The organism is Mucilaginibacter sp. P4_E8, from assembly GCF_056401495.1.
Window position 1 is genome coordinate 1 of sequence record NZ_JBFUJG010000365.1, and the last position, 1,569, is coordinate 1,569.

The following is a 1,569-nucleotide window of genomic DNA, read 5'->3' on the forward strand; positions in this document are numbered from 1 at the left end:
GTTTTGGGGAATAAAAAAACCGGCAGGGATTTTATCTTCCGTATAATTATTTACTACAATGATCTCAAAAAATTCGTGGTCATAGGTTTGTTCATCAAGCGAGTTTAGACATAAAGATAATCTATCCCAATCTTTATAGGTGGGGATAATTATAGACACCATTTGTTTCTCTTTGTTCATAATAAAATCAGGGTTTATGTAAGGCAATTGTCTTATTAACAGCGGATAATTTATGTGATAACCAAAAGGACGTACAAGCGTTTCAAAAACACCTTTACATTAAGCTTTACAATTTTGGAGTATTTAACGTCTAAATGGTATCTGTTCATGAGCTCATTTACATACTCAGGTATCACAAGATAGTTATCCATGAGCTCGGTATAAATGTATGTATCAATAGCCTGCGCCAACTTGGGTGTAAGTCTTTTTGATGATTGTAATTCATCTTTAATTTTCAACCTCAAATTGATACGGTTATCCAGTATTTGTTTCACTTTTTTTTTGTTCCGGCTTTTGGAAACAGAGTTATTAGAAAAATGAACTGTTGTTTTTACTGAATTATCAACCGCTACTTTAGCATTGTTTTTTAAAAGCCGAAAAAGCACATCATATTCTTGTGAAGAGCTTAGTGTTTCATCCCATCCATTAACATCAAAAAATGCCTGTTTACGCCACAAGTTTGAGCTGGTAATACCCAAATTTGACGTGATCAGACCTTTCCAAATGTCTTTATCAGCACGTCTGATTATTTGAACAATCCTATTCTCTTTTTTATACAGAAGTAAACAAGCGCCTGCAACTACATCGGCGCCAGTGGCCAGAGCTATGTTAAGCTGTCCTTGTAGCTTATCCGGAGATAACTCATCATCAGCGTCCAAAAATTGTATCCATTCGCCCCTAGCTTTATATAAACCATGATTACGGGCCGCAGGAGCGCCTTTCTTAGATTCCTCAAAGACAAAGATCTTATCCGGAAATTCAGATTGATATTTATTTAATAACGCTAATGAGTTATCAGACGAGTTATTATTGACTAAAATAATTTCAACATCCTGATAAGTTTGGTTTAAAACGCTATCAACACATCTGTTTATAAAGCTCTCACAATTGTGACAGGGAATAATTACCGAGATCATCTTTTTATTAATTAGTTTTATGCACAGAGGGTACAGGCTTTTTTCTTAAACCTGCTAATGTGTTTTTGAGCTCATCAGCCATCATCAAATAAATTACTCCAGAATAACTAATGCAGAGAACCAAGCCTCCTATTATATAGTTTACCCCTGCAAGGTTTAACAAATATGTTATAGTAAAGCTGCAGGCAGACGCAATTATGGGAGCCCTAAGGGCTATGAAAAATTCGACTATTGATATTTTTATTGGAATGAGATAATTAAACGAATACTGTGCTACTAAAACCACTACAATTTTATTRAGCAATACAGCCCAGGCAGCTCCAATTATTCCGTAAAAATATATACCCAATGCTAATGATGGTAAAAACACCAGCGCCTTAAAAATCTGCTGTTTCATTTCCAGGCCCGGCCTGCCTAACCCCCTCAATAAAGA

General features: G+C 35.5%; 2 protein-coding genes and 1 pseudogene. All 3 read right to left on the reverse strand.

Annotation, left to right across the window (positions count from 1 at the left end):
- A partial coding sequence (locus AC1DRQ_RS31405; RefSeq protein ID WP_477430045.1) for a glycosyltransferase family 2 protein occupies window positions 1-180 on the reverse strand: 180 nt, incomplete at its 3' end.
- Window positions 181-230: 50 nt separating this feature from the next.
- Complete coding sequence (locus AC1DRQ_RS31410; RefSeq protein WP_429401359.1) at window positions 231-1,136, reverse strand: glycosyltransferase family 2 protein; 906 nt, start codon at window positions 1,134-1,136, stop codon at window positions 231-233.
- A 7-nt stretch (window positions 1,137-1,143) separates the two neighbouring features.
- Window positions 1,144-1,569 (reverse strand): annotated as a pseudogene (locus AC1DRQ_RS31415) (lipopolysaccharide biosynthesis protein); the annotation flags it as partial.

Excerpts from the sequence above, each read along its gene's own strand:
- AC1DRQ_RS31410 (WP_429401359.1), bottom strand. The coding sequence starts at position 1,136 with ATGATCTCGGTAATTATTCCCTGTCACAATTGTGAGAGCTTTATAAAC.